The 26070-nt window shown below is 64.9% G+C and carries 22 protein-coding genes and 7 pseudogenes; 10 read left to right on the plus strand and 19 right to left on the minus strand.

Translation table 11 applies throughout. The features are described 5' to 3' along the window. Positions 1-3 precede the first annotated feature (3 nt). Positions 4-984, minus strand: coding sequence for a DMT family transporter (locus ACVWW1_RS04260; RefSeq protein ID WP_456654967.1), 981 nt, complete (start codon positions 982-984; stop codon positions 4-6). A 146-nt stretch (positions 985-1130) separates the two neighbouring features. Beyond that, positions 1131-1493, minus strand: a complete 363-nt coding sequence (locus ACVWW1_RS04265) for a winged helix-turn-helix transcriptional regulator (protein WP_456654968.1) — start codon at positions 1491-1493, stop codon at positions 1131-1133. Positions 1494-1599: 106 nt separating this feature from the next. Between ACVWW1_RS04265 and ACVWW1_RS04270 the strand changes: the two genes are divergently transcribed. Next, entirely contained in the window at positions 1600-2313 is a 714-nt protein-coding gene (locus tag ACVWW1_RS04270; RefSeq protein WP_456654969.1) for a glutathione S-transferase family protein, read from the plus strand. Positions 2314-2386: 73 nt separating this feature from the next. On the opposite strand, the gene ACVWW1_RS04275 is transcribed toward ACVWW1_RS04270, so the two are convergent. From ACVWW1_RS04275 to ACVWW1_RS04290, 4 genes and pseudogenes are all read right to left on the minus strand, one after another. Beyond that, entirely contained in the window at positions 2387-2842 is a 456-nt protein-coding gene (locus ACVWW1_RS04275) for a hypothetical protein (RefSeq protein ID WP_456656699.1), read from the minus strand. Between the two features lie 133 nt (positions 2843-2975). Continuing rightward, a pseudogene (locus tag ACVWW1_RS04280) lies at positions 2976-3356 on the minus strand (alkaline phosphatase family protein); the annotation flags it as partial. 751 nt (positions 3357-4107) lie between these two features. Next, positions 4108-4620, minus strand: a pseudogene (locus tag ACVWW1_RS04285) (alkaline phosphatase family protein); the annotation flags it as partial. A gap of 342 nt (positions 4621-4962) precedes the next feature. Further along, a complete protein-coding gene (locus ACVWW1_RS04290) occupies positions 4963-5454 on the minus strand; it encodes a PaaI family thioesterase (RefSeq protein ID WP_456654970.1) in 492 nt (163 codons plus the stop codon). 186 nt (positions 5455-5640) lie between these two features. Between ACVWW1_RS04290 and purL the strand changes: the two are divergent. Further along, positions 5641-7861 (plus strand): annotated as a pseudogene (purL, locus tag ACVWW1_RS04295) (phosphoribosylformylglycinamidine synthase subunit PurL). Positions 7862-7971: 110 nt separating this feature from the next. Here the strand turns inward: purL and ACVWW1_RS04300 are convergent. Together ACVWW1_RS04300 and ACVWW1_RS04305 are read right to left on the minus strand one after the other, a co-directional pair. Next, the gene (locus ACVWW1_RS04300) at positions 7972-8232 is read right to left on the minus strand and encodes a GlsB/YeaQ/YmgE family stress response membrane protein (protein ID WP_456656617.1); all 261 of its coding nucleotides are present in this window, start codon (positions 8230-8232) and stop codon (positions 7972-7974) included. A gap of 214 nt (positions 8233-8446) precedes the next feature. Continuing rightward, entirely contained in the window at positions 8447-9631 is a 1185-nt protein-coding gene (locus tag ACVWW1_RS04305) for an acyltransferase family protein (protein WP_456654971.1), read from the minus strand. A 184-nt stretch (positions 9632-9815) separates the two neighbouring features. Here ACVWW1_RS04305 and ACVWW1_RS04310 point away from each other — a divergent pair, with 184 nt between their 5' ends. Next, positions 9816-9989, plus strand: coding sequence for a DUF1328 domain-containing protein (locus ACVWW1_RS04310; RefSeq protein WP_021077845.1), 174 nt, complete (start codon positions 9816-9818; stop codon positions 9987-9989). A 116-nt stretch (positions 9990-10105) separates the two neighbouring features. On the opposite strand, the gene ACVWW1_RS04315 is transcribed toward ACVWW1_RS04310, so the two are convergent. Then, entirely contained in the window at positions 10106-10465 is a 360-nt protein-coding gene (locus ACVWW1_RS04315; RefSeq protein ID WP_176530318.1) for a DUF427 domain-containing protein, read from the minus strand. A 210-nt stretch (positions 10466-10675) separates the two neighbouring features. Here ACVWW1_RS04315 and ACVWW1_RS04320 point away from each other — a divergent pair, with 210 nt between their 5' ends. Both ACVWW1_RS04320 and ACVWW1_RS04325 read left to right on the plus strand, forming a co-directional pair. After that, positions 10676-10912: a BolA family protein gene (locus tag ACVWW1_RS04320; protein ID WP_021077843.1), complete on the plus strand. Its 237-nt coding sequence runs from the start codon at positions 10676-10678 to the stop codon at positions 10910-10912. 30 nt (positions 10913-10942) lie between these two features. Next, positions 10943-12124: a low temperature requirement protein A gene (locus ACVWW1_RS04325; RefSeq protein ID WP_456654972.1), complete on the plus strand. Its 1182-nt coding sequence runs from the start codon at positions 10943-10945 to the stop codon at positions 12122-12124. A 9-nt stretch (positions 12125-12133) separates the two neighbouring features. Here the strand turns inward: ACVWW1_RS04325 and ACVWW1_RS04330 are convergent, their stop codons facing one another. The 3 genes and pseudogenes from ACVWW1_RS04330 to egtB form a co-directional block, all read right to left on the minus strand. Then, a complete protein-coding gene (locus ACVWW1_RS04330) occupies positions 12134-12529 on the minus strand; it encodes a DUF4345 domain-containing protein (protein WP_456654973.1) in 396 nt (131 codons plus the stop codon). A 29-nt stretch (positions 12530-12558) separates the two neighbouring features. After that, a pseudogene (egtD, locus tag ACVWW1_RS04335) lies at positions 12559-13528 on the minus strand (L-histidine N(alpha)-methyltransferase). A 53-nt stretch (positions 13529-13581) separates the two neighbouring features. Next, positions 13582-14835, minus strand: coding sequence for an ergothioneine biosynthesis protein EgtB (gene egtB / locus ACVWW1_RS04340; protein WP_456654974.1), 1254 nt, complete (start codon positions 14833-14835; stop codon positions 13582-13584). 292 nt (positions 14836-15127) lie between these two features. Between egtB and grxD the strand changes: the two genes are divergently transcribed. The 4 genes and pseudogenes from grxD to ACVWW1_RS04360 all read left to right on the plus strand — a co-directional run bounded on the left by grxD (position 15128) and on the right by ACVWW1_RS04360 (position 18609). After that, entirely contained in the window at positions 15128-15460 is a 333-nt protein-coding gene (gene grxD / locus ACVWW1_RS04345) for a Grx4 family monothiol glutaredoxin (protein ID WP_028336765.1), read from the plus strand. Then, positions 15457-16008 carry an O-acetyl-ADP-ribose deacetylase gene (locus ACVWW1_RS04350; protein ID WP_456656618.1) on the plus strand — a complete coding sequence of 184 codons (552 nt, stop codon included), beginning with the start codon at positions 15457-15459 and terminating at the stop codon, positions 16006-16008. The genes grxD and ACVWW1_RS04350 overlap by 4 nt, the downstream gene beginning before the upstream one ends. A gap of 49 nt (positions 16009-16057) precedes the next feature. Further along, on the plus strand, positions 16058-17344 hold the full coding sequence (locus ACVWW1_RS04355; protein ID WP_456654975.1) for a serine hydrolase domain-containing protein: 1287 nt from the start codon (positions 16058-16060) through the stop codon (positions 17342-17344). Beyond that, positions 17325-18609 (plus strand): annotated as a pseudogene (locus ACVWW1_RS04360) (serine hydrolase domain-containing protein). Before ACVWW1_RS04355 ends, ACVWW1_RS04360 begins: the two are co-directional and overlap by 20 nt. A gap of 17 nt (positions 18610-18626) precedes the next feature. Here ACVWW1_RS04360 and ACVWW1_RS04365 read toward each other — a convergent pair. The 6 genes and pseudogenes from ACVWW1_RS04365 to murI all read right to left on the minus strand — a co-directional run bounded on the left by ACVWW1_RS04365 (position 18627) and on the right by murI (position 23897). After that, on the minus strand, positions 18627-19694 hold the full coding sequence (locus ACVWW1_RS04365; protein ID WP_456654976.1) for a threonine aldolase family protein: 1068 nt from the start codon (positions 19692-19694) through the stop codon (positions 18627-18629). Between the two features lie 92 nt (positions 19695-19786). Further along, positions 19787-20404, minus strand: coding sequence for a 30S ribosomal protein S4 (rpsD, locus tag ACVWW1_RS04370; protein ID WP_176530327.1), 618 nt, complete (start codon positions 20402-20404; stop codon positions 19787-19789). A gap of 267 nt (positions 20405-20671) precedes the next feature. Next, positions 20672-21453: pseudogene (locus ACVWW1_RS04375) on the minus strand (acyltransferase). Between the two features lie 117 nt (positions 21454-21570). Further along, a pseudogene (locus ACVWW1_RS04380) lies at positions 21571-21960 on the minus strand (cupin domain-containing protein). A gap of 302 nt (positions 21961-22262) precedes the next feature. Next, positions 22263-22997, minus strand: coding sequence for an HpcH/HpaI aldolase family protein (locus ACVWW1_RS04385; RefSeq protein WP_456656619.1), 735 nt, complete (start codon positions 22995-22997; stop codon positions 22263-22265). Between the two features lie 102 nt (positions 22998-23099). After that, entirely contained in the window at positions 23100-23897 is a 798-nt protein-coding gene (gene murI / locus ACVWW1_RS04390) for a glutamate racemase (RefSeq protein WP_456654977.1), read from the minus strand. A 171-nt stretch (positions 23898-24068) separates the two neighbouring features. Between murI and ACVWW1_RS04395 the strand changes: the two genes are divergently transcribed. Then, complete coding sequence (locus ACVWW1_RS04395; RefSeq protein WP_456654978.1) at positions 24069-24632, plus strand: cytochrome b; 564 nt, start codon at positions 24069-24071, stop codon at positions 24630-24632. Between the two features lie 166 nt (positions 24633-24798). Here the strand turns inward: ACVWW1_RS04395 and ACVWW1_RS04400 are convergent, their stop codons facing one another. Further along, complete coding sequence (locus tag ACVWW1_RS04400; RefSeq protein ID WP_456654979.1) at positions 24799-25971, minus strand: M20 aminoacylase family protein; 1173 nt, start codon at positions 25969-25971, stop codon at positions 24799-24801. Positions 25972-26070: the final 99 nt, after the last annotated feature.

A 26070-nucleotide genomic window follows, 5' to 3' on the forward strand; every position in this document is an offset into this window, starting at 1 on the left:
AGGCTATCCTCGCAACCTGCCAAGCCAGCGCTTCACGGCCTCGGCCGGCACCGTCATCGCGGCGACGCCGGCCATCACCAGCAAGAGGCCGAGCGCCAGGTTCGACGGCACGGATTCCGCGAGCAGGATCACCGACAACGCGACGCCGATCGGAATCCGCAAATAGCCTTGCGCGTTCGTGGTGAGTGTGCCGAGCCGCGTCAGGCACATGTAGAACAGCATCAGGCCGAACGCGCTGGAGAAGATGCCCATCACGACGGTGGCGACCAGCGCCTGCGGCGTCGGGTGCAGCGTCCAGGGATGGTCGACGATCAGGGCGACCGGCAGCAGCACGGTGCCGCCGAACAAGAGCGAGCCGGCGGCCACCACCATGGGGTCATAGTCGGAGAGACGAAGCCCGAAGATCGTGGCGCAGGCGAACGAGATGGTGGCGAGCAGGATCGCGATCTCGGCGACAATCTCCTTGCCGAAGCCCGAGAGCGCGTCGAGGCCGATGATCGCGACCGTGCCCGCGAGGCCGAGGATCGCGCCGACGAATTTGAGCGGCGAGGCCGGCTCGTGCCGCGTGATCGCCCAGGTGATCAGGAAGGCGAAGATCGGCGTCGTCGATGCCAGCACCACGGTATTGGATGCCGGCACGTAGAGCTGCGCCCAGGTGATCACCAGGAACGGGATCGTCGAGTTGATGGTCTGCTGGAAGGCGAACAGCTTCCAGGCCTTGATGTCGGTCGGGATGCGGATGCCGCGGATCCGCAGCACCACGAGCAGGAAGGCGGCTGCGACCAGCGAGCGCGCCGAGATGAAGGTGATCGGCGGGATCGAACCGAGCCCGATCGTGGTCAGTGGATAGGTCGAGCTCCAGCAGCAGGCCAGCGCCAACAGCAGCGTATAGTCGCGCCAGCCGCGCGCACCCGGCGCGGTGGTCGAAGTGGGCGTGATCGCGGGAGCCGTCACGCCGCCCGTCTTAGCTCTTTGTTTGAGCATGATCTTTTCGGAAGACCGCTTCACACTTTTCCGGATCATGCTCTGGTTGTGCTCTTCGGCACCTTGATTGGCTCCCCGTGCATCAAAACTGATACTGCGGGAGCTTACCCGAGGCCAGAGCCAAGTTGTGCGGCGTTTCGCGTCGTTCAGTCACGCACGACGGTCTTCGAAACGGCCGGTTCGTTGCTAGCGACACCGGCATCCGACGTTGTTTCCCACCAGTCTCCGAGAGCGTCGATCAGCGGCACGAGCCGGTGGCCGGCCGGCGTGAGCTGGTATTCGACGCGCAGCGGATAGCCTTCGAATTCGGTGCGCTCGACGATGCCGGCGTCCTCCAGCTTGCGAAGCTCCAGGGTCAGCATCTTGTGCGAGATGGTCGGGTTGTCGCGACGCAGGTCGCTGAAGCGCTTGGTGCCCTGCTTCAGATAATAGATCAAGAGCGTCGGCCAGCGGCCGCTCAGGATCTGCATCACTTCCTCGATCGGGCAGCGGGAGACGAGAGATTTCATGGCGGCTCGTGGTTACAAAAAGGTGCGTAATTTACTTCACGGATGTGGCGAATAGGGTCCGGCTCCGCTGCGCAGCGTGATCGTCAGACATCACCGGAGACACATCATGGAACCTATCCTCATCTATGGCTTCCCGCTCGGAAGCTCCATGGGGCTCGTTGCAGCTCTCGAATGGCTACGCAAGCCCTATCGCCTTTGCCGCGTCGACATGCTCGGCGAAATGCGCGATCCCTCCTATGCGCGGATCAATCCGCGGCATGAGACGCCGGCCTTCGTCACAGACCAGGGCGGTGTGCTCACCGAGAACATGGCGATCGCAAGCTGGCTCGCGGCACGCGATACCGAGCGCCGCATCAGCTTCGACCCGTTGTCGCCGCAGGCGGACCGGATGCGTCAGCTGATGGCTTTCGTGAACACCGGCTTCACCGCGGCGTTCAGTCCGCTGTGGGCGGCGCTGGAGATGCAGACGCCGAATCCCGCGATGCAGTCTGCGTTGCGGCAGTGGGGGCAGGGCAATGTCGTGCAGCGGCACGACAGGCTCGAGGAGCTGATCGGCGATGCGCCGTTCCTGCTCGGTGACCACCCGAGTTTGGCGGATGGGCTGCTGATCGGTGTCGCGCGCTGGCTCGATTTCCACGCCGTCGCCGGCCGCAATCGCTGGCCGAAACTGGCCGCACTCCGCGCACGGCTGGAGGCCGATCCGGCCGTGATCTACGCGACGGCGCTGGAGAAGGGCGAGAGCAGTCCGGGGTCAGGAGCCTGCGTCGGTCACATTCCGCTTGCCGAGGTGATCGTGCGTTTCGGCACGCCGCGCGCGTGATGATTCCGGGCCGCAAATCGGGGAGGCGGTGGACGCCAGCCGGCGTCCACCGCACTGAATTTGCCGAAGGATCCTAGCGCAGGACCTCGCTCAGGACCTCGCCGTCGACCCGGTGCGGTGTGGCGCCGAGGAGCCGCATGATGGTCGGCGCCACGTCGATATTGCGCATGTGCCTGACCACGGTGTCCTTGCGGATCTGCGGCCCCGCGGCGATGAACGTCGCGCTCATCACGGGAAGCTCGGGGTCGTGACCGTGGGCGCCGTAGAAGTTCGGCATCGACAGCGCGGTGGTTGCCGAATTGAACGGCGCATCGCCCTGGCGCGCGACGCCGGGGTTCTGGATGCCGTCGAAATTGTAGCCGGGGGCCATCAGCGCGAACACGTCGCCATAGTCCTGGCCGACGGTCTTGCTGGTGCACTGTCCGGTACCGGCGTCGCATTGCAGCGGCCGGATCTCGACGACGGTGAAGATGCGCTGATCCTTGAGCGAGTAGTTGAAGCGCGCATTGGGGTCGACCGCGTTCTTCACCGCGTCGGTGATCTGCGCGACCAGGGTACGATAGGTCGCCAGATCGACGGTGCCCGCCGAGCTCGCGGTTCTGCAGGTTGACGTAGATGCCGGCGGCCGGGCCGGAGGTGCGGATTCCGACCTTGCTGGCGTCGATACCCGCGTTGCGGAGGATGTTGGTGAGATTGACCGAGGTATGGAACGGCGCGAAGCCGTGGTCCGACACCACGACGACGTTGCTGTCGCGGCCCGCCGCGTCGGCAATCTGCTTCACTGCCTTATCCGCGGTCTGGTAGGCGAAGCGAATGTAGGATGCGTAGCGCTTGACCTTGGCAGGATCCTGGTTGGCGCCGATCGAATTCGGGTCGATCGGGCTGGTGCCCTGGCGCGGATCGGTCAGCAGGAATTGGTGCTCGGAGCCGTCGGGCTGCTCGATATAGACCATGACGAGATCGGCGTCGGGATGGGTCTTGATCGCGCGCTCGCCGATATTGGCCTGGTAGCGCACGAAGGTCTTCACCATGTCCTCGAACATCGTCTCGATCTCGACGTCGGGGAAGTTGGTGAAGCCGGGGGCTCAGCCGCTCCGGAATCCGGAAGTCGGCCTGTGGACGCCAGAACCCGATGTTGTTGTTGATGTCGTCGACGTCGGCCAGCACCGGCGTGTTGCGCGGGATGAAGTTGGCACTGTAGCGGGCGAAGCGCACCACCGAGAGGTCCGGCGACAGCGCCGAGACGAAGTACGCGGCGCCGACCTTCGCCCCGCTGCCCTCGAAGAAGAACGGGGCGTTCTCGCCGCCGAACTTGACGTAGGCCGGGCCGGTCGACGGCGCGTGGAACGGTCCTGCGGTGATGCCGCGGTTGGCATCGAAGAACACCAGCGTGTCGTAGTTCACCTTGCGGTCGTTGGTGGTGTCGATGGCGGCGACGCGGATCGAATATTTGACGTCGAGTGTCGAGGCGTTGGTGCAGGTCGCGGTCGCCGCCGCGGAACATGAGAACGTCTCGATCGGCGCCGAGGTCACCAGCACCGGGCTGAACGAGAAACGGCCGGCAGCCTGCAGCGTCGCGACGATTTTGCCGGGATCGGTCGTAAAGTCGCTGCGCGACAGTGAGAAGCCCTGGGCCCCGATGCCGCCGAATGCGCCGAACGGCACTGTGAAGTCGGTCACGCGGGTCGGCTGGGCCGGCTGCACCACGGTCTTGTTGATCGAGATGTCGGCGCCGTCGCCGCCGGGCCACGTCGCGGTGATAACCTTCTTGCCCTGCTGGCGCAGCTGCACCCAGAGCGGCTGTGCCGTCGGGTGCGCCGACGGCCCGAGCGGGCTTTCGTTGTAGCCGCCGATCGGCGCAGCGAAGCCGCTGATGCTGCTGGAGATCGGGCCGACGATCGGCTCGAAAGTGTTGGAAGGGATGTCGTTATGGACCGCCGTCGAACCGGTCGCGATCGCAATGTGCGAGACCGCGGTGAGCGACGGTGACGCCGTCACGTTCTGCAGTGCTACTGCGCCGCGCCGGCTGAGCCGGGCGAGGCCGCCGTCGCGCGGCAGCACGCCTTCCTCGATGAATTTCTGGATGAAATCGGGCTTGGCACCATCGAGCGAGATCATCACCACGCGCGGCTTGCGGCCATGATGCTCGCCGTCATGGTCCTGATCCTGATCCTGATCGCGGGACTCTCCGACACCGCGATCGCCATTGTCGCCGTCCTGGCCGGCGCGCGCCGGAGTTGCAACGCACGCCAGCGATGCGACAAGCGACATCACCGACGTGACGGAAGCAAACGTCTTCAATTTCATGAGAATGCCCCAACCTCGCTGCGCGAATGCACAAACAGAAACCGTTCAGCAATCTTCGGGGGCTTGGCTGACGTGCATGTGACGCGCGCGCGACGACGCAACGACAGCATGTCGTCGCGTCACAGCCGGCGTGTGCGTGGCTTCACGCGACAAACGCGCGTGAACACAACGCGCTAGCGCTGTGCTGTCGATTCAACCCGCGGCGATGTAACGGCTGGATGACAGTGTGTGTCCACAGACGCGAAGCGTTTTCGCGCGAAGGTAGCGGTTCACGTGAAGAAAACGCGTCGACGAAAAATCCGGAGCCCGTTCCGATTCAATCGGAGCGGCCTCCGGCGCGCTTTACGCTGTCGTCGCCGCCGGCGCCTTGCGCTTCGTCCGCTTGATGGCGCCGGAGAAGCTGAACAGCGGCCGCTCGGCCGATGTCAGCATGCCGCGCACGAAGATCAGCGATCCACCGGCGCGGGTGACCTCGCCGCTGCATTCGATCAAGGCACCCTCGCGGGCGGCGTCGAGGAATTCCGAAGCGAACGAGACCGTGACCCCGGGGCCTTGGAGCACCGGGGAGGCGAGCGCGAACAGGCAGTAATCCGCGAAGGTCATGAGGCAGCCGCCATGGACGTTGCCGGAGCCGTTGAGGTGCTTCGGGCCGACCCGGAAGGCGCAAGCGATGCGGCTGTTCTCGTCCATGCGGTGGTAAAACGGGCCGGTATGGGTCTCGAAACTGTCCCGGGTCCAGGTTCGCCAGCCGGCGAATTCGCCTTCGGTCTCGACGTGCAGGTCGGGGCGGCGGTTGAATGCCGTAGTGAGTGCGGTCTTGGCGAGCTCGTTCACGTAATCTGGCCTTCAATTATCGGGTTCGGGACCTTAAATCCGATCCATCCCCATTGTGCAAATCCCAGGTGCAATTCCGGGCCGCAAATCCCGGGCCGCGCCAAACCGCCGCAAAGCTCTGGACAGGCCGGAAATGGGCCGTAAAAGGCCTTTTCGCCCCCGTTCGATCTACCTAATAAGGGTCCCATGACCGCGCCCAAGAACGAGCCTCAAATCACCCCCGAACTCGTCGCTGCCCACGGGCTGAAGCCGGACGAGTATGAGCGCATCCTGAAGCTGATCGGGCGGGTTCCGACCTTCACCGAGCTCGGCATCTTCTCGGCGATGTGGAACGAGCATTGCTCGTACAAGTCGTCGCGCATCCATCTGCGCGGGCTGCCCACCAAGGCCCCCTGGGTGATCCAGGGCCCCGGCGAGAATGCCGGCGTGATCGATATCGGCGATGGCCAGGCCGTGGTCTTCAAGATGGAGAGCCACAACCACCCGAGCTACATCGAGCCCTACCAGGGCGCGACCACCGGCGTCGGCGGCATCTTGCGCGACGTCTTCACCATGGGCGCCCGCCCGATCGCCTGCCTGAACGCCCTGAGCTTCGGCGCCCCTGAGCACCCTAAGACCCGGCATCTGGTGTCCGGCGTGGTCGCGGGCGTCGGCGGCTACGGCAATTCGTTCGGCGTGCCGACGGTCGGCGGCCAGGTGCGTTTCCACACCCGCTATGACGGCAACATCCTGGTCAACGCGATGGCGGTCGGCCTCGCCGACGCCGACAAGATCTTCTACGCGGCGGCCTCCGGCGTGAACATGCCGATCGTCTATCTCGGCTCCAAGACCGGCCGCGACGGCATCCACGGCGCGTCGATGGCCTCGGCCGAATTCGACGACGCCTCCGAGGAGAAGCGCCCGACCGTGCAGGTCGGCGATCCCTTCGCCGAAAAGCTGCTGCTCGAAGCCTGCCTCGAGATCATGGAAGCCGATTGCGTGATCGCGATCCAGGACATGGGCGCGGCCGGCCTGACCTGCTCGGCGGTCGAGATGGGCGCCAAGGGCGATCTTGGCGTCGACCTCGATCTCGACGCGGTGCCGACCCGCGAGACCGGCATGAGCGCCTACGAGATGATGCTCTCGGAGAGCCAGGAGCGCATGCTCATGGTGCTCAAGCCCGAGAAGGAGAAAGAGGCCGAAGCGATCTTCCGCAAATGGGGGCTCGATTTCGCCATCGTCGGCTACACCACGCCGAGCAAGCGCTTCGTCGTCAAGCATGGCGGCGACGTGATGGCCGATCTGCCGATCAAGGAGCTCGGCGACGAGGCGCCGGTCTATGACCGCCCGCACGTCGTATCGACTGCGCTGCCGGTGATCCGCGGGCAGGACGTCAAGCCGCCGCTCGGCATCGCAGAGGCGCTGACCAAGCTGATCGGCACGCCCGAACTGTGCTCGAAGCGCTGGGTCTGGGAGCAGTACGACCACGTCATCCTCGGCAATACCGTGCAGCGCCCCGGCGGCGACGCCGCCGTGGTCCGCGTCGAGGACGGGCCGAAGGGGCTCGCGCTCACCGTCGACGTGACGCCGCGCTATTGCGAGGCCGATCCGTTCGAGGGCGGCAAGCAGGCGGTCGCCGAAGCCTGGCGCAACATCACCGCGGTCGGCGGCCGGCCGCTCGCCATCACCGACAATCTCAACTTCGGCAATCCGGAGCGGCCCGAAATCATGGGCCAGTTCGTCGGCTGCCTGAAGGGCATTTCGGAAGCCTGCCGCGCGCTGGACTTCCCGGTCGTGTCCGGCAACGTCTCGCTCTACAACGAGACCAATGGCCGCGGTATCCTGCCGACGCCCTCGATCGGCGGCGTCGGCCTGCTCGACGACTTCACCAAGTCGGCGACCCTGGCCTTCAAGGCGGCGGGCGAGGCGATCCTGCTGGTCGGCGACACGCAAGGCTGGCTCGGCCAAGTCGGTTTACCTGCGCGATGTCTGCGGCCGCGAGGAGGGCGCTCCGCCGCCGGTCGATCTCGCCACCGAGAAGCGCAACGGTGACGTGGTGCGCGGCATGATCCACGCTGGCACCGCGAGTGCGGCGCATGACGTCTCCGACGGCGGGCTCCTGATCGCGCTCGCCGAGATGGCGATCGCAAGCGGCATCGGCGCGCAGCTCTTGGCGGCGCCGTCCTCGATCGTGCCGCATGCCTATTGGTTCGGCGAGGATCAGGCGCGCTACATCGTCAGTGTGCCCGCGGCCGACGCGGGCCTCGTGCTCGCCAAGATGAAAGGCGCCGGCGTGCCCTGTGCGCGCATCGGCACCACCGGCGGCGAGGCGATTGCGGTCGCCGGCGAGCCGCCTGTGACGATCGAAAGCCTGTCCCACGCCTTCGAGCACTGGCTGCCGAACTACATGCACGGCGCTGCCGCCTGATCCAGACGGATCGGTCGCTGCAACGCCGAGCGAACAAGGTCTCAATAGCGCGATGAACCCATCATCGCGCTATTGTCTTGTGTCCAGGCGCGATCCCTTCGGATCAAGCGCTAGGTGGCGCCGCGTATCGCGCGCCAGGCAAAGATGATAATCACTGCGCCGATAAAGCCGGCGATGAGAAAGCCGATCCATCCGCCGCCGAGCGACACGCCGAGCAGACCCAACAGCCAGTTCGCCAGCGCGGCGCCGACGATGCCGAGGATGATATTCATGAAGATGCCGGTTCCGGTCTTCATGAACATCTCAGCGAGCCAGCCGGCCAATCCGCCGACGATAATTGCGGCGATCCATCCAACTTGAGGGTCGTTCATCTCAGGACTCCCTAGGGTCAGCAGTCCGGCCAGCATAACCGAGAATCACATGGCCACATGTGACCAATGGCAGGTTGTGCGCAACTTGTTGGCCGCAATCTTGCCGTCAGCGCTCCCCAGGTGGGATGCGCGGAGAGAGACTCCACCCTGGCGCTGCCCCGCAAGCGGGAGAGGGAGCGCAGTCTCGACGTCGCGAATACTACGTGCGGCGTAATTACAGCACGTATTTGGCGCCCGGCAGCTTGCGCAGCACGGCTGTGGCGGCCCAACTCAGCGCCACGGTGGCGAAGAACGCGATCGCTGCCTTGGCGATCGCCGGCAATTCCATATCGAACAGCCAGTATTGCAGCCACAGCACGATCGGATAGTGCACCAGGAACATGCCGTAGGCGTCGCCCTGCATGCGGTCGAGCAGCGTCGGTCCCTGCGCCTTCGATTGCAGGAAGTAGGCCAGGATCGCGAACAGGATCGAGGCGCTGAACAGCACGTAGAAGGTGCCGTAGGACGTGAGATACCAGCCCGGCAGCGGATCGGGGTTACCGATGATCTCGCGCTTGATGTAGATCATCACCCACATCAAGCAGTAGGGGATCACCGTGATGCCGGTCCAGAACCAGCGCCGCTCAGTCAGCCGTCCGTGCGCGCTGAGCAGGCCGCCCTCGAGGTTTGCCGCTCCAACCCCTGCACCGATGAAGAAGTAGGACGCATACAGCAGCACCCGGCTCGCCTGCACCGAGAAAGGTCCGAGCTCGAACCAGTAGTTCTGGCCGTAATGGACCAGCATCGGCAGGTAGGCTGCGGCACTGACGACGACGAGGAACAGCCAGAACTTCGAGGGACGTTCAAATCCCTTGATCGACAGACGGTTGATCGGCTCGAGCAGGCGCGATGACACCCGGTACAGCACGCTCGCCGTCACGTCGAAGGTCATCAAGACCCAGACGAACCAGACCGGGCCGCTCGGCCAGGGTCCGAAAATCATGGTCCTCCACCAGAATTCGGAGAAGGTCAGGTCCGGCGTCGCGCGCAGTGCGATCGCGTAATAGGCGATCGGAATCACGGTGAACGCGCAGACCACGAAGGGCAGGCCGAGCCGCAGCAGCCGGTCGCGCAGGAAGATCAGCCATGGCTTGTGGCCGAGCCCGGGCCAGACGAACAGCCCCGACAGGAAGAAGAACATCGCCATGAAGAAGCTGTCGGTGGCAAGCACCACGCAGTCGAAGCCGATCCAGGACGTCGGGTCGGTGTGGCCGAAATGGGTGTAGGGGATCACCGCGTGATGCAGCAGCACGACCAGCGTCAGGAAGGTGCGTGCACGGTCCAGGGCGACGTTGCGCTTGTGGAGCTTCGGTGCTGCCTGGACATCGACGGCCGGAGCCGCGTGAGCAATCGATTTCATGGTGCCCCCAGCCGGGTCTGCAGCCGGATGTTGCAATCGGGAACCCGATTCAGCAAGGCCCAATCGTCCCGATTCCGAGGTGTCGAGGTCGGTCATTTCAGTGATTGTTTCGTTCTGGAACCGGGGTCGGTGGCGGGCGTTGTCGGGTGGACGCGCTGAGCGCGCGCGGTTTGTGGAGCAAGCAATGACACTGCTGAAATGGGCGTTGGTCTTCCTTGTCGTCTCGATCATCGCGGGCCTGCTCGGCTTCACCGGCATTTCCGCCGCCTCCGCCGACATCGCGCGCTTCCTGTTCTACGTGTTCGTCGTGATCTTCCTGGTGCTGCTGATCCTCGGGCTCACGATATTCAGGGTCTAGCGGCGATCCGGCCGAACATGCCCGGGCCTCGCCCGGGCATTTCCGCTTTTTCAGGCTGGGTGGACACACGACGAAGCGGCCGGGCGAGGCCCGGCGCGTGCGGCAGGCGCGGTGGTCTAGGCGACTTCCTCGATCTTCACCTTGTCCGGATAGAAGGCGAGGTGGCCGGCGATCTCGGTCATGGCCGGAAAGGGCGCCTCATAGGTCCAGATCGCATTGTCCAGCGTCTTGCCGTTGGCCTTGATGCTGAAATAGCTCGCGTCCCCCTTGTAGGGGCAATGCGTGGTCCGCTCGGTGCGGGTTAACAGCTCCATGTTGGCGTCCTGCCGGGGGACGTATTGCACGGCCGGATAGCTCGCTTCCTTCAAGGTCAGCGCATGGGTGGTCTCGGCGATGACGACGCCGTCGGCGGTGACGCGGACACGCTTGGCATTGGGCGTGATCGTGATCGGATGGTCGGGGCCGGGGAGCTTCATGATTCTGCGCCTCTTCTGGTCATTTCGGCGTGATGGCTTGTGACCGATTGATGCAGGTTTAAATCGCTGGGAATGGGAATATAGTGTGCCCCAGGATGACCTAGAAGACCTCAAGCGCTAGGTTTTGTCTGAGGTTTTATCCTAGGTTTCGTCTTAGTTTTCCTGGCCGAATCGGCCCTGATTCGAATGACCTGACGGAGGTGGACTGGGATGCCGATGGACGCCCGTGATATCGAATCGATGATCAAGGCAGCGATCCCTGATGCCGAGGTGACGATCCGTGATCTGGCCGGCGACGGCGACCACTACGCGGCCACTGTCGTTTCCGAGTCATTCCGCGGCAAGTCCCGCGTTCAGCAGCACCAGATCGTCTACCAGTCGCTGAAGGGCCAGATGGGCGGCGTGCTGCACGCGCTGGCCCTGCAGACCGGCGTGCCGGAAGGCTAGAGCTCCGGCCAGCGGGCGGGGCCCCAAGCGATGGCAGACAATCCGCGCGGCGCGATGTTTCGCGTCATCGTGCCGAACCAGCACAGCCGCGTCACCAATGCCGAGCTGTTCTTCGACCTCGTCTTCGTCTTCGCCGTCACGCAGCTGTCGCATACGCTGCTGCACCACTTCACCCCGCTCGGCGCGGTGCAGGTCACGGTGCTGTTCCTCGCGGTGTGGTGGGTGTGGGTCTACACGACGTGGGTCACCAACTGGCTCAATCCCGACCTGACGCCGGTCCGCCTGCTGCTGTTCGTCCTGATGCTGGGCGGGCTGCTGCTGTCGACGTCGATCCCGACCGCCTTCGAGGGCCGCGGGCTGTGGTTTGCCGGGACCTATGCGGCGATGCAGGTCGGCCGTACCGCGTTCTGGCTGCTGGCGACGCCGCGGCTCCGGACCGCGGTGCGCCACAACGCGATCCGCATCCTGACCTGGCTGTCCTGCTCGGCAGTGCTCTGGATTCTCGGCGGCTTCGCCGAGCACGAGACGCGGATGTGGCTCTGGATCGCGGCGCTTGCCATCGAGTACGTCGCGCCGGCTCTGCGGTTCTGGACCCCTGGGCTCGGCTTCTCCTCGATGGAGGCCTGGTCGGTCGAGGGCGGCCACATGGCCGAGCGCTGCGCTGGCTTCATCATCATTGCGCTCGGCGAGGCCATCGTGGTCGACGGCGCGACCTTTGCCGATCTGACCTGGACGCTGGAGAATGTCGCCGCATTCATCTCGGCGCTGGTCGGCAGCATCGCGATGTGGTGGATCTATTTCCACAAGGGCGCCGAGGCCGGCGCGGACATGATCTCCAAGTCCGAGGAATCCGGCCGCGTGGCGCGGATCGCCTACACCTATCTGCACATGCCGATCGTCGGCGGCATCATCCTCACCGCAGTCGCCGACGAACTGGTGCTGAAGCACCCGTCCGGCCATTCCGACCTGAAGACCATCGTGAGCTCGGTCGGCGGCGCTGCGCTGTTCCTGGTCGGGACCATCCTGTTCAAATACGTGATCCGCAACTTCCTGCAGCTCTCGCACGGCATAGGCATCGTGGCACTTGCGATCACGGCCTATTTCGCCCGCGAGATGTCGCCGCTGGTGCTTTCGATCGTCACCACCGCGATCATGATCGTGGTCGCGGCGTGGGAATCGATCTCGCTGCGGTCGAGCGGGGAGGAAGAATAGCGCGGGTCGCTACCTGCGACCGGCGGTGGCCACGCGGTGCTGCCAATAGACGAACAGCGGGGCGCCGATCACCTCGAGCGCAGTGAAGCCCACGAAGGGCAGCGGCGGCGGGCCGACCATCGCCATCGACAGCAGCCTGCCGATGCCGCCGAGGAAGATGCCGCCCCAGACCACGCGGAACAGCACGCTCTCGGTTTCGATGCGCGGCACCAGCCAGAGCAAAGCGAGGCCGAGACCGAGCCAGACCCCGCCGAAGAAGCGCAGATTGCTGTCGAGCACCGGCAGCGCCGGAACGCCCGACGAGGCGTAGAGCGGATCGCTCACGCCGAGCATGGTGATGATGCCGGTCAGGATCGGGACGAGGGCGAGCAGGGCCGTCGCGATCTGCAGCGCACGCCGGCCCATGATTGTTGCCCCATCCCCCGGTTTTGGTTTTAGTCCGCGACCAACGCGTGCACCGAGAACATGGTGTTGGCGTCGGTCCAGCTGTCGCGCACCGTCCAGCCCGCGCTGCGGGCGAGCGCGGTGAATCGCTCGAGCGAGTATTTGTAGCTGTTCTCGGTGTGAATGCTCTCGCCCGGACGGAACGCAAATGTGTTGCCGAGGATGCGCACGGTCTGCGCCTTGCGGCTGATCAGGTGCATCTCGATGCGGTGGCGGTCGCGGTTGTAGATCGAGCGGTGGGTGAAGCCCGACAGGTCGAAATTGCCGCCGAGCTCGCGGTTGATCCGAACCAGCACATTGAGGTTGAAGCGGGCGGTGACGCCGGCCGCGTCGTTATAGGCGTCGTACAGCACGCGCTCGTCCTTCTCGAGGTCGACGCCGATGATCATCTGCGCGCCGTGGCCGAGGATCTTGCGCGCGCTGCGCAGGAAGGCCAAGGCCTCGCTTGGCTCGAAATTGCCGAGCGTCGAGCCCGGGAAGAAGCCGACCTTCGGCATGGCGGCGACGGCTTCGGGCAGTGCGAACGGCGTGGTGAAATCGGCCGCGACCGGATAGATGCCGAGACCCGGAAAATCCCGGCGCAGGCCATCGGCCTGGGCCTTGAGGAAATCGCCGGAAATATCGACCGGCACATAGGCGGCGAATTCGCAGTGCTCGAGCAAGAGGCGCACCTTGGTGGTCGCGCCCGCGCCGAACTCGACCAGCGCTGCGCCGTCCGGAATGATCGCGGCGATCTCGTTGCCGCGGTCGCGCAGGATGCCGAGCTCGGTGCGCGTCGGATAATATTCCGGCAGCACCGTGATCTGCTCGAATAGCTCCGAGCCGGTGGCGTTCGTAGAAATATTTCGGCGACAGCCGTTTCGGGTGACGGGCGAGGTCGCCGATCACATCGCCGGCAAACGCCGAGGTCGCTTCGTCGAACGGATACGCTTTGGCCAAAGCGGCGGCATGCACATTCATGATACTCTCCCGAACGCGCTTACCGACGCGTTATCGATGTCGACAGGACTCAATCAGGCATAGTCGGCGAGGCGTAACCCCGTGAATTGCCAGCGATGGTGCGGATAGAAGAAGTTGCGGTAGGTGACACGGCTGTGACCGGCAGGCGTCGCCAGCGACGAGCCGCGCAGCACGAGCTGGTTGACCATGAACTTGCCGTTGTACTCGCCGAGCGCACCTTCGATCGCGCGGTAGCCCGGGTAGGGCGAATAGGCGCTGCGGGTCCATTGCCAGACGATGCCGTAGGCGTCGTTGAGCAGGCCGGCGCGGGCCGCGACCTCCCATTCCATCTCGGTCGGCAGATGCTTGCCGGCCCAGCGGGCGAAAGCGTCGGCTTCGTAGTAGCTGACGTGGCAAACGGGAGCCTGCGGATCGATCGGCTGCAGACCGCCGAGCGTCATGATCTTCCATTCGCCGTCGATCTCGCGCCAGTGGCCCGGCGCCTGCCAGCCCTCGTTGCTCACGGTGCCGAAGCCGTCCATCAGCCACAGCGTGGCGGTGGAGTAGCCGCCGTCCTTCATGAAGGCGAGCCAGTCGGCATTGGTGACGAGTTTCTTGGCGAGCTTGACAGGGCCGACCAGCGCGCGATGCGCGGGCTTCTCATTGTCGAAATGGAAGCTGTCGTCGGCGTGGCCGACGGTGTGGATGCCCTCGTTGAGCGTCACCCATTCCTCGGGCCCGCGCTGCGATGCCGGGAAGCGCCACGCCGGATCGTAGGCCGGCGGGATCGGGTTCTGTGCGAAGGCATGCAGGATGTCGGTGTACATCAGCTCCTGATGCTGCTGCTCGTGATTGAGCCCGACCTCGACCAGCGGCACCAGCGCCGCGAGCTTGTCCGTCGGGGCGGTCTGGAAGAATTTCACCACCTCGGCGTCGACATGGCGGCGGTAGGTGGTGACTTCGTCGGCGGTCGGACGGGTCAGATGGCCGCGCTGGTGGCGGGCATGGCGGGGGCCGGCGCTGACGTAATAGGAATTGAACAGATAGGCGTAGTCTGGGTGGAACGGCGTGTAGCCCTTGACGTGCTCGCCGAGCAGAAACTGCTCGAAGAACCAGGTCGTGTGGGCGCGGTGCCACTTGGCGGGGCTCGCATCCGGCATCGACTGGATCAGCTGGTCTTCCGCCGACAGCGGCGCGGTCCGGCGCTCGGTCTCCTCGCGGACCGCGCGATAGGCGTCCACCAGCCGCTGCGCGAGCGAACCGGATTCGGAGGACAATGACGGGGAGGTGCCGGGAATGGCGGCCGGGGCAAAGGCTGGTTTCGTCAACGATGGTCTCCGATTCAAGGGGAGAACGTTGCTTCGGTAAACTGGTTCCAGACGGACAGTTCGTCCTAGATAGGGGCTCCGTTACGGGAAAAAAGCCTCCCCCATGATGATATTGGGCCCGTCAGATAATCCCGGCCCTTTTTGCGGTGCCGTCCGGCCCGCGCCGCATGCCAGATTTCCGCCATTTTGCTTTGGATGCACAATGGTTTGAGCTACATATATAGCCAGTCACGGGTTAGAAGGGTGGGCCGGCCCGCAAGGCTTGAGAGCGCCGCCCCCGAAGGAAGCGAAAATGAGCATCGAGCAATTCATCGACAACGAAGTGAAGTCGAACGACGTCGTGCTGTTCATGAAGGGCACGCCGCAATTCCCGCAGTGCGGGTTTTCCGGTCAGGTCGTGCAAATCCTCGACCACATCGGTGTCGGCTACAAGGGCCTCAACGTTCTGGAATCGGCCGAGCTGCGCGACGGCATCAAGGTCTATTCGAACTGGCCGACGATTCCGCAGCTCTATGTGAAGGGCGAGTTTGTCGGCGGTTGCGACATCATCCGCGAGATGTTCCAGGCCGGTGAATTGCAGCAGCTGTTTGCCGACAAGGGCATCCCGGTCGACGTGGCTGCCTGACCTTGACGGCGCGCCAGATCGGCAAGGCGCGGCTCGAAGTCATCGTTACCGACATCACGACCCTGCGCGTTGACGCCATCGTCAACGCGGCCAATTCGTCGCTGCTTGGCGGCGGCGGCGTCGACGGCGCGATTCACGACGCTGCCGGGCCGGATCTGGTCGCCGAATGCCGTGTGCTTCACGGTTGCAAGACTGGCGAGGCCAAGATCACCAAAGGGTATCGGCTGCCTGCCAAGCACGTCATCCATGCGGTCGGTCCGGTGTGGAATGGCGGCAAGCTCGACGAGGACAGTCTGCTTGCATCCTGCTATCGCCGCTCGATGGAGCTCTGTGAAAAGCACGGGCTTCAGTCTGTCGCTTTCCCTGCGATCTCCACCGGCATCTACCGCTTCCCGGCTGATCGGGCCGCCAAAATCGCCGTCAAAGCTGTCGTCGATGCCCTGTCGTCAGCCCCAAGTGTCACGCAAGTGGTTTTCTGCTGCTTCTCGGCCCAGAGCGGTGAGCTTCATCAGGAGGTGCTGGACGCCTTCGGTAGCCCTTGTGCCTGATGATACCGCCGCTACACTTCCCCGTGATTTCCGGGGAGGGATCAATCAAATGCATTCACTTCGTTTGACGTGCGCCGCCGCAGCCGGCGCGGTGTTGCTGGCGGCATCGTTGGCGTACGCGCACACCGAGGGCACCTACGAGATTCCGGCGGGCGCGCATTTCAACCCCGACAAGCTCGCCAAGATCAGCGAGTTCTTCAAGAACGAGGTCGCAACCGGAAAGATTCCCGGCGCCATCGTCCTGATCCAGCAGCACGGCAAGCCGGTGTATCACGAGGCCTTCGGCGTGCAGGACGTGGTCAGCAAGGCGCCGATCACCGACAAGACCATCTTCCGGCTGGCTTCGATGTCCAAGTCGATCACCGCCGTGGTGTCGATGCAGCTGCTGGAGGAGGGAAAATACAAGCTCGATGATCCCGTCTCGAAATACATTCCTTCCTTTGCCGACGTGAAGGTCGGCGTCGAGAAGAAGGCCGAGGACGGCACCAAGACGCTCGAACTGGTGCCGCCGCAGCGCCCGATCACGATCCTCGATTTGATGACGCATACGTCGGGCATCACCTACGGCTTCTATGGCGACAGCCTGGTCCGCAAGGCCTACAAGGAAGCCAACATCTATGGCGGCGATTTCGACCTCGCCGAATTCGCCGAGCGGATCGCCAAGCTGCCGCTGCACAACCAGCCCGGCGAGCTTTGGCAATACGGCCATTCCACCGACATCCTGGCACGCGTGATGGAGGTGACCACCGGCGAGAAGCTCTCGACGATCGAGCGCGAAAGGCTGCTCGACCCGCTTGGGATGAAGGACACCGGCTTCTTCGTCACCGATCCCGAGAAGCAGAAGCTGATGGCGGAGCCGATGCCGAACGACAGCGACTTCCGGGTCGGCCGGGTCAACGATCCAACCAAGGTGAAGAAATGGGAATCCGCCAGCGGCGGCATGGTCTCGACCATGGCGGATTACGCGCGCTTCGCGCAAATGCTCCTCAACGGGGGCACCCTCGACGGCAAGACCATCATGAAGCCCGAGACATTCAAGGAACTGACGACCGACCGCGTCGGCCCGGGCTCCGGCGTCGCGCGCGACTTTTTCTACTTCCCCGGCGACGGCTTCGGTTTCGGGCTTGGCATCGCGGTGCGTACCGATCCGGGCACTGCGAAGCCGCCGCCGCCCGGCGATCTCGGTGAACTGAAGTGGGACGGAGCAAGCGGCTGCTATTACGTGATTGACCGCAAGCAGGACATGTTCTTCATCCTGCTGGAGCAAACACCGAGCCAGCGCCAGCCCATCCAGCGGATGCTGAAGCAACTCGTCTATGAAGCCATGGAAAACTGATATGCACGAGTGCCGCGCGTTCGTCGCGGCACTCGCGGTCGCTCTCGTCGCCAACGGTTGCGCAGGCCGGCTCCGCGGGGCCGGCCGCGCATAGCTTCTCGGCGGAGGGCCTTGCCAAGGTCTCCGACTTTGTCAGGAACGAGGTCGCGGCCGGGAAGATCCCCGGTGCGATCCTGCTGCTGCAGCAGCACGGCAAGCCGGTCTATTACGAGAATTTCGGGGTTCGCGACGTCGCAACCGAACTCTCGATGAGCGCGGATACCATCTTCCGGCTCTATTCGATGTCGAAGCCGATCACGTCAGTCATCGCCATGATGCTGGTGGAGGAGGGCAAGCTCGCGCTCACCGACCCGGTGTCGACATACATCCCGGCCTTTGCCGAGATGAAGGTCGGCGTCGAAAAGCGCGGTGATGAGGGCAAGGCGACGATGACGCTGGAGCCGCTCAAGCGTCAGGTGACGATCGAAGACCTGATGCGCCACACGGCAGGACTGCCCTACGGCTATTATGGCGGCGGTGTCGTGAACAAGACCTACGCTGATGCCGGCCTGTTCGACAACGATCCCGACAATGCCGAATTCACGGCGCGGCTCGCGGCGCTGCCGCTCGCCGAACAACCCGGCACGCAATGGGACTACGGCCATTCCACCGACGTGCTCGGCCGCGTCATCGAGGTAATCTCGGGGAAACCCCTGTTCCAGGTCGAGAAGGAGCGGCTGCTCGGCCCGCTCGGGATGAACGAGACCGCATTCTATGTTGCCGACCGGGCGAAATGGCCGCTGATCGCCGAGCCGATGCCGAAGGATCGCAGGATAAGCCCGGTGGCCGAGGTTCGCGACCCGCGCAAGCCGCTGCGCTGGGAGTCCGGCGGTGGCGGCATGGTCGGCACCGTCGGCGACTATGCACGCTTCTCGCAGATGCTGTTGAACGGCGGCAGCTATGGGGGGAAGCGCTATCTGAAACCGGAAACCATCGCGCTGATGGCTTCGGATCACATCGGTCCCGAAACCGGTGTCGTGCGCGACAAGAACTATTATCCGGGCCCGAACTCCGGCTTCGGCCTCGGCTTTGCGGTCCGTATCTCGGTGCCGCCGAACACGTCCTGGCCGCTCGGCGAATATCGCTGGGACGGCGTCGGCGGCACGTTCTTCTTCATCGATCCCGCCGACGATCTGTTCGGGATCTTCATGGTGCAGACGCCGTCACAGCGCGGCCGGATCCAGCAGGAGCTGAAGACGCTGATCTATCAAGCGATGGGGCGGTAGACGCTCGGGCTACGTAGCTACGCCCCGCGCACGATGTCCCTGACGTGACCGACCGCTTCCTCGATCATCGCGGCCGTGACGTCGAGATGCGTGCAGGCCCTGATCCGGTCGTCCATCATCGCGAGCGTCACGCCGCGCTTGCGCAACTCGCTGACCATCTTGTCGCCCGACACGCCGGCGCCGTCCGGCTTGAAGAACACGAGGTTGGTCTCGGGCGCCTGCACGGCGATGCCGTTGATCTGCGACAGCCCGCGCGCCAGCGCCCGCGCATTGGCGTGGTCGTCGGCGAGGCGATCGACATGGTGATCGAGCGCGTAGATGCAGGCGGCGGCACAGACGCCGGACTGCCGCATCGAGCCGCCGAGCCGCTGCTTCCAGCGCCAGACGTCGTCGATGAAGGCGCGGGTGCCGGCGATCACGCCGCCGATCGGCGCGCCGAGGCCCTTGGAGAAATCGATCCAGGCGGAATCCCAGCCCGCCGTCATGTCGTGCGGCGAGATGCCAGTGGCGACCGTCGCATTCAGCAGCCGCGCCCCGTCCATGTGGGTCACAAGCCCGTGCTCCTTGGCGATGCGCACGACCTCGTCCAGCGCGGTCTTCTTCCAGATCGTGCCGCCGCCGATATTGGCGGTCTGCTCGACGCTGACGAGCACCTGCGGCGGCTGGTAGCGGGTGCGCGGATGCAGCGCGGCGCGAAACGTCTCCGGCGTGAACTGGCCGTCATCGCCCGGCAGCTGCGTGATCTGGAAGCCGCCGAGCGCGGCATGCGCGCCGCCCTCGCGGGCGATGATATGCGCGGTCGCGTGCGCCAGGATCTCGTCGCCGGGGCTGCAATAGGCCAGCGTCGCCGCGACGTTGCACATCGTGCCCGACGGCATGAAGACGGCGGCTTCCTTGCCGAGCAGATCGGCGACGCGGGCGCAGAGCTCGTTGGTGGTCGGATCGTCACCGACCTGCTCGTCGCCGACCTCCGCCCTCGCCATCGCCTCGCGCATCGCCGGCGTCGGCTTGGTTTGGGTGTCCGACAACAGATTGATGCGGACGGCGGGCGCCTTGGGATCGGGCCGGGCAGGGGTGTAGTGCATGATGTTTCTCTCGGTCGAGGTGCCGCGACTGTAGCCAAACAAAAAGGCCCCGGCAAAACCGGGGCCTTTCGGATCTCGCAACGCTGTTGTGATCAGCGCGAATAGAATTCGACGATCAGATGCGGCTCCATCTGCACCGGGAACGGCACGTCGCCGAGCGCCGGGATGCGGACGAACTTCGCGGTCATCTTGCCATGATCGACTTCGAGGAAGTCGGGCAGGTCGCGCTCGGGCAACTGGGCGGCTTCCAGCACCGGGGTGAGCTGCTTGGAGGATTCCTTGACCTCGATGGTGTCGCCGACCTTCAGCTTGTAGCTGCCGATGTTGACCTTGCGGCCGTTCACCTTGACATGGCCGTGGTTGATGAACTGGCGCGCGGCGAACATCGTGGCGACGAACTTGGCGCGATAGACCACGGTGTCGAGACGGCGCTCGAGCAGGCCGATCAGGTTCTCGCCGGTGTCGCCCTTCAGGCGGCTGGCCTCGACATAGATGCCGTGGAACTGGCGCTCGGAAATGTTGGCGTAGTAGCCCTTAAGCTTCTGCTTGGCGCGGAGCTGCACGCCGAAGTCGGAGAGCTTGCCCTTGCGGCGCTGGCCGTGCTGGCCGGGGCCGTATTCGCGGCGGTTCACGGGGCTCTTCGGGCGGCCCCAGATATTCTGGCCCATGCGGCGATCGATCTTGTACTTCGCCTCGCTGCGCTTTGTCATCGCGTCCTCTTTGATAGCCGTCGCACGAAGCGCCCGGCGTTTTGTCAGTTTCAGGTTTGAGGAGACGCGCCCTCCTGTGTACCGGCCAAAAGGCCCGTACCGACAGGTTCGCCTCGAAAGCTCGGGGAGAACCACGGGTCGCGAAACGCATCGCGGGCCGAAACCGGCCCGCGAGCAAGGGTGGTCTTAAGGAGAAAGTCGGGCTCTGTCAAACAAAACGCGGGGCGATTTGGGCCGAATCGGCGTCAAAATCGCCCCTTTCGCCGCTCAAAGCCGGGTTCCGGCGGCTCGGACCGGCCGGGCGTCGGCTTGCGGCCGGATCGCGCCCAATTCGGCGGCGATTTCGCGGCCGAGCACCTGCTCGAGCCGGGTCAGGGTCTGCGCAATCAGGGCGGCGTCGCAGACCAAATGGTCCCAGCGCAGCACCACATCGATGGTGTGGTCCGGCTTGATCACGCCATAGCTCAGCAGGAATGGCCCGGGGCTCAGCGCGTGCAACTCGCCCGGGCCATAGGCCGCAACCGAGGTGACGCCGAAGCTGCCGCAGAAATTGGCGCGCTGTCGGCCGAAATTCGTCCCGATCGCCCATGCCAGGCGGCGCAGCGGAAACGGCAGGCGCGTCACACAGAGGGTTTTGCGGAATGAGGGGATCTCGTGCAGCGGCGCGGTCTTGGCGCGCCGGATCAGCGCATCGACATCGCCGAGCGCCATCTCGTCGGCTGCGCAGACGCGCTCGAACAGCACGCAGTCCTCGCCCTTCTCAACGCGCGCAACGGCCACCATGCCGACGCTGCGCGGCAATTCGTAGAGGCAGGGCCACGGCCATTTGACGTCCAGCGTGCGCAGGGTCGGCTCTTGGCGACCAGCGCGAATGCCTTGACGAAGATCGAGGCCCAGCCCGGCGCCTGCGCCGCGCGTGCGCGGGCCTCGACCACCGCACGAACGTTCAGCGAGCGTGTCAGGGAGACGAACGGCAGGCCGGCGGACGCGTACATCAGATCGGCGACGAGACGGCGCGGCAGTGAAATCCGACGAAATTTACCGCCCATCTGTTCGGTTCATATCCCTGCAATCAGGCAAAAAACAAAGGCCCGGCGAGCTCGAATGGTTGCTCGCCGCACCTGAAGCCAACATGAACCAACTGGTCGGAGGCCGACAGGTTCGGCTCACGGCGCCGGTTTGGCCAAGGGCTCGCCGGCCTTGACCACGTAGACCCCTAGCACCTTGAGCGGTTTGTCGCCGGAAGTTTTGGCGTCGTGCACCGCACCTTCCGGGATCTAGTAGGAACCGCCCGCCTTCAGCTTCAGCGGCGGCTTGCCGTCGATCACAAGTTCCACCTCGCCTTCGAGCACATAGCCGGTTTCAGCGCCGGGATGGCTGTGACGACCCGACGCACCCCCCGCCGAAACCTCGGCAATCGCCGTAACCGTGTTGTAGCCCGCCGGGAAATCGACCTTCCGCAGCGGTGTCCGCTTGATGCCGCTCTGCTGCGCAAGGGCAGCGCCGGCACCGGCAAAGGCAACCACGGTGAGACCAAGCAGCAATTTCCTGAACATGCATTTTCCTCGCAAGGCGCGAAAGTCTAGCAGTGCGGAATCGCGGCGGAAAGCAAGCGTTGTGTGATCTGTGGTTTCGACATTGGGATTAGTCCGTTCATCCAATAGCGCAGGCTGTCGTGGAATCTGTGCGGCCTTGCTTACGCGGGGCTTACAAGCTGTTTGGGCAATTGCCGTGCTCACCCACAGGCACGATGCTGAACGCGCGCCGCTGAGCGTCGCCGTGGCTCCTCGATGACGTGAGCGGAACTCGCGCGTCGGCAGGTGAGCGCGCGAAGCGCGCTGTCAGCCACGCGTCACGCCTACCGCTTGATCCCGGCGAACGCGGCGGCGATGCCGCGCTGGAACAGCGACCAGTCGAACCCGAGCGCGAGCGCTAGGTAACCCCGCTCGATCATCGCATTGGCCTGCTCGGCGGTGCGCGCGACGCCGCCGATCGGCACGCCGCTCTTCATGATGCCTTCTTCGGCGCGCTGCATCAGCGCGACCACTTCGGGGTCGTCAGGCAGGCCGCGCTTGTTGATCGAGGTGGCGAGATCGCCGGGCCCGATCACCGCGAGGTCGATGCCGGGTGTCGCCATGATCTCGTCGATCCGGTTCACGGCATCGACATGCTCGATCGTGATCATGCAGATCATGTCGTCGTCGGCGGTCGCCATGTAGTCGTTCATCGAGACGCCCCAGCGGAACGGCGCATGGAACGGCCCCCAGAGCCGGTCGCCCTTCGGCGGATAGCGCACGCTGCGCGCGGCCTTCTCGGCGTCGCCGCGGTTGCAAATCATCGGAAAGTTGATGCCGAGCGCGCCGATGTCCATCGGCGCCTTGGCGAGGTGCGGCTCGTTGGCGGCGATCCGCACCATCGGCACGCACGGCGTCCCTGAGGTGGCCACAATCATCGCATGCGCGGTGCCGAGATCGATCGGGCCATGCTCGAGATCGACGATGATCCAGTCCAGCGACTGCGCCATGATCTGCACGGTCTGGATGCTCGGAATGGTCGCGATCGCGCCGAAGGTCGGGCGCTTGTCGCGCCACATCTTGCGCAGGCGGTTGAGCGGCGTCAGCGGTGCTGAGGTCAATGCAGTGCTCCCTCGATGAGGCGAGGGGAAGCTAGCAGCACATGGTGACGGCGAAAAGGATCAGGCCGGAACGCGGCCGCCGAAGAACGGCGTCAGCGCCTCTGTCAGCGCATGCGGGCGCTTCGAGGTGAAGATCATCTCGGCGCCGGCCCCATCGCTCTCCATGCCGGCTGGACCGAGCAAATCGGCGACGCGGCGGGCGATCGCGGGCGCCGGATCGATCCAGTCGACCGGCCAGGGCGCGAGCCTGGTCAGGCGTTCCAGCAGCAGCGGATAGTGCGTGCAGGCGAGCACGACGGTATCGGTGCGGGCGGGGTCATTGGCGCCATCGCCGACGAAGCAGGGTGCGAGCTCGGCCGCAATATCCTCGTCGCGCACGCTGTCGCCGCTGAGCGCGGCTTCCGCCAGCGAGGCGAGCTCGCCGGAACCGACCAGAGTCACCTCGCAGCCCTGCGCGAAATCCGAGATCAGCTTGCGGGTATATTCCCGCTTCACGGTGCCTCTGGTGCCGAGCACCGAGACGCGCCTGGTTTTCGACGAGGCGCAGGCCGGCTTGATCGCGGGCACTGTGCCGACGAAGGGCAGGCGGTAGGCGTCGCGCAAATGCGACATCACCAGGGTGGATGCCGTGTTGCAGGCGATCACGACGAGGTCGGGCGCATGGGCCTCGATCAGCTCGCCGACCAGCGGCACCATCCGGGCGATAATCTCGTCCTCGGTGTGGTGGCCATAGGGGAAGAAGGCGTCGTCGGCGACATAGACATAGTGCGCGTCGGGCCGGGCGCGGACGATCTCGCGCAGCACGGTGAGGCCGCCGAGGCCGGAATCGAAGACGAGGATGGTCGGGGGAGTGGACACGGTGACAAGTCTATCCGAGGCAGGGTTACCATTCAGTTGTTTTGGCTAGCCGGCCTCTGCGGCCGACAAAAGGCGGTGAAGGCGGGAATTTCAATGGCCTTGACCGATCCCTGCAAGTATCACGGCAAACTATTGCTGCGACGTGCGAAATCCAAACGGGGCAACTCGACCATGATCCGCAATACGACCGCGAGCTGGGGCTCGCTCGCCCGCGCGTTCCACTGGGTGCTGGGCATCACCATCATCGGCATGCTGGCCTATGGCTGGTGGATGAACCACTTCCCGGCGCGGGCGGACAAGTTCTTCTACCGGTCGATCCATGCCGATATCGGCTATCTGGTGCTGCTGCTGACCGTGCTGCGGCTGCTCTGGCGCGGCGTCAATCCGACGCCGGCGCTGCCGGCCGACATGCCCGCCTGGCAGCGGATCGCCGCCCGCGTCAACCATGGTGCGCTCTATGCCGTCACCATCCTGGTCGCGATGCTGGGCTGGGCGCATTCCGGATCCCGCGACCAGGACTATTCGAGCTTCTTCGGCCTGCTCCACGTTCCCCAGATCACCTCGCCCGACAAGGCGGCGGCGGATGCCTTTGAGTATCGCCACATCTTCTTCGCCTATGTGTTGCTCGGGCTGATCGTGCTGCACCTCGCCGCGGTCGCCTTCCATCGTTTCGTCAAGCGCGGCCGCGTCGCCGCGCGGATGATGGGCGCCGGTGAGGTGGACGGCGCTCGTTAGGCTCACGCGCTCAGGACGAGCGGACGATCGCCAAGTCACGGCATCGCTGCCGACGGCGGGCGGCATTCACTGGATGACGCAACAGCAGCCGCGCTCGTGAAAATGATGACGCCGGCGCGAATTGATCGCGACCGGCGTCATGTTCGTCAACGGCGCGTGGGCGGTGCTAACCCGCCGGCATCTGCTTCTCGACCAGCCGCACCCAGTAGGAGGCGCCGTGGCCGAGGATGTTGTCGTTGAACTTGTAGGCCGGGTGGTGGCACATCGGGCCGTCGCCCATGCCGAGGAAGACGAACGCGCCGGGACGCGCTTCGAGCATGAACGCAAAATCCTCGGCGCCCATCACCGGTACCAGATTGTCGTTGACGCGATCGGCGCCGACCACGTCACGGGCGACCTCGGCGGCGATGCCGGCCTCGCGCGCGTGGTTCAGCGTCACCGGATACATCCGCCCATAGTCGGTCTCGGCCGATCCACCATAGGCTTTGGCAATGCTGGAGGCGACCTCGCCGATCCGGCGCTCGACCAGATCGCGCACGCCGGGATCGAGCGTGCGCACGGTGCCGCCCAGCGTGACGGTCTCCGGGATCACGTTGAACGCATTACCGGCCTCGAACATGGTGATCGAGATGACCGCCGATTTGAGCGGATCGACATTGCGCGACACGATCGATTGCAGCGCATTGATGATCTGGGCGCCGATCAGGACGCTGTCGACCGCTTCGTGCGGGGCCGCGCCGGCGTGGCCGCCCTTGCCGCGGACGACGATCTTCAACGTGTCCGACGAGGCCAGCATCGGGCCGGGTGTCGTCGCGAAATAGCCCTCGGGCAGGCCGGGCATGTTGTGCAGGCCATAGACCTCCTGGATGCCCCAGCGGGTCATCAGCCCGTCGTCGACCATCGCCTTGCCGCCGGCGCCGCCTTCCTCGGCAGGTTGGAAGATCACGACCGCGGTGCCGTCGAAATTGCGGGTCTCGGTGAGATATTTTGCGGCGCCCAGCAGCATCGCGGTGTGGCCGTCATGGCCGCAGGCGTGCATCTTGCCGGGGATCTTCGAGGCGTAGGCGACGCCCGAGGCCTCGGCGATCGGCAGCGCGTCCATGTCGGCGCGCAGCCCGATGGTCTTGCCCGAATTGGACTTGCGGCCGCGGATCACGCCGACCACGCCGGTGCGTCCGATCCCCGTCACCACCTCGTCGCAGCCGAACTCGTGCAGCTTGTCGGCAACGATGCCGGCGGTGCGGTGCACCTCGTAGAGCAGTTCGGGGTTCTCGTGGAAGTCATGGCGCCAGGCGGCCATTTCATCCGAGAGGGCGGCAACGCGATTGACGATGGGCATGGGGAGCGTCCGTTTCTTGTGAGCTTTGTAAGGCGGGCAGCGTAGCCTAACCCGCCGACTTGTCACGCGAAAGCGACCGTCATTCCGACGCGCCCGAAG

The sequence above is a fragment of the Bradyrhizobium sp. JR3.5 genome, from assembly GCF_054057015.1.

Bases quoted from the DNA above. Each gene is read 5' to 3' on its own strand.
- ACVWW1_RS04260 (WP_456654967.1), bottom strand. From the start codon at position 984: ATGCTCAAACAAAGAGCTAAGACGGGCGGCGTGACGGCTCCCGCGATC.
- ACVWW1_RS04265 (WP_456654968.1), bottom strand. From the start codon at position 1,493: ATGAAATCTCTCGTCTCCCGCTGCCCGATCGAGGAAGTGATGCAGATC.
- ACVWW1_RS04270 (WP_456654969.1), top strand. From the start codon at position 1,600: ATGGAACCTATCCTCATCTATGGCTTCCCGCTCGGAAGCTCCATGGGG.
- ACVWW1_RS04300 (WP_456656617.1), bottom strand. From the start codon at position 8,232: ATGAACGACCCTCAAGTTGGATGGATCGCCGCAATTATCGTCGGCGGA.
- ACVWW1_RS04305 (WP_456654971.1), bottom strand. From the start codon at position 9,631: ATGAAATCGATTGCTCACGCGGCTCCGGCCGTCGATGTCCAGGCAGCA.
- ACVWW1_RS04310 (WP_021077845.1), top strand. From the start codon at position 9,816: ATGACACTGCTGAAATGGGCGTTGGTCTTCCTTGTCGTCTCGATCATC.
- ACVWW1_RS04315 (WP_176530318.1), bottom strand. From the start codon at position 10,465: ATGAAGCTCCCCGGCCCCGACCATCCGATCACGATCACGCCCAATGCC.
- ACVWW1_RS04320 (WP_021077843.1), top strand. From the start codon at position 10,676: ATGCCGATGGACGCCCGTGATATCGAATCGATGATCAAGGCAGCGATC.
- ACVWW1_RS04325 (WP_456654972.1), top strand. From the start codon at position 10,943: ATGGCAGACAATCCGCGCGGCGCGATGTTTCGCGTCATCGTGCCGAAC.
- ACVWW1_RS04330 (WP_456654973.1), bottom strand. From the start codon at position 12,529: ATGGGCCGGCGTGCGCTGCAGATCGCGACGGCCCTGCTCGCCCTCGTC.
- grxD (WP_028336765.1), top strand. From the start codon at position 15,128: ATGAGCATCGAGCAATTCATCGACAACGAAGTGAAGTCGAACGACGTC.
- ACVWW1_RS04355 (WP_456654975.1), top strand. From the start codon at position 16,058: ATGCATTCACTTCGTTTGACGTGCGCCGCCGCAGCCGGCGCGGTGTTG.
- ACVWW1_RS04365 (WP_456654976.1), bottom strand. From the start codon at position 19,694: ATGCACTACACCCCTGCCCGGCCCGATCCCAAGGCGCCCGCCGTCCGC.
- rpsD (WP_176530327.1), bottom strand. From the start codon at position 20,404: ATGACAAAGCGCAGCGAGGCGAAGTACAAGATCGATCGCCGCATGGGC.
- ACVWW1_RS04385 (WP_456656619.1), bottom strand. From the start codon at position 22,997: ATGTGGCGCGACAAGCGCCCGACCTTCGGCGCGATCGCGACCATTCCG.
- ACVWW1_RS04395 (WP_456654978.1), top strand. From the start codon at position 24,069: ATGATCCGCAATACGACCGCGAGCTGGGGCTCGCTCGCCCGCGCGTTC.
- ACVWW1_RS04400 (WP_456654979.1), bottom strand. From the start codon at position 25,971: ATGCCCATCGTCAATCGCGTTGCCGCCCTCTCGGATGAAATGGCCGCC.